This is a genomic window from Amycolatopsis decaplanina DSM 44594, assembly GCF_000342005.1.
GTDB classification, from domain to species: domain Bacteria; phylum Actinomycetota; class Actinomycetes; order Mycobacteriales; family Pseudonocardiaceae; genus Amycolatopsis; species Amycolatopsis decaplanina.
This window is the reverse complement of record NZ_AOHO01000009.1, coordinates 1-350: the sequence shown is the minus strand read 5'-3', so window position 1 is coordinate 350 and position 350 is coordinate 1. Positions and strand designations below refer to the sequence as shown.

1 protein-coding gene is annotated in these 350 nt (G+C 74.2%); it reads right to left on the bottom strand.

The window, feature by feature from the left end:
• Positions 1-149 precede the first annotated feature (149 nt).
• The coding region (locus H074_RS40600; RefSeq protein WP_007027964.1) for a hypothetical protein at positions 150-350 on the bottom strand (201 nt) is incomplete at its 5' end.

The following is a 350-nucleotide window of genomic DNA, read 5'->3' as shown; positions in this document are numbered from 1 at the left end:
CCTCGTCGTCGGTGGGCTGCAGGCCGCGCGGGTCCCAGCCGTTCAGCCCGGCCCCGCACACCGGCAGCCAGTCGCCGGGGACCAAATGGATCNCGGTGGCATTCCAGGACCCACACTGGCCAGTGCCGGGAGAGATTCTCTGGCCGGGTTCAGAAGAGCGCGAGCTGGTCGTCGGGGTGGCGGCGCTGCTCGATCCCGCCGCACCGTACGCAGGTCACCTCGTCGTCGGTGGGCTGCAGGCCGCGCGGGTCCCAGCCGTTCAGCCCGGCCCCGCCCACCGGCAGCCAGTCGCCGGTGACCAAATGGATCGTGCCGGACGGCGCGCGGCCGCGGGCACAGGCGTGCGCGGC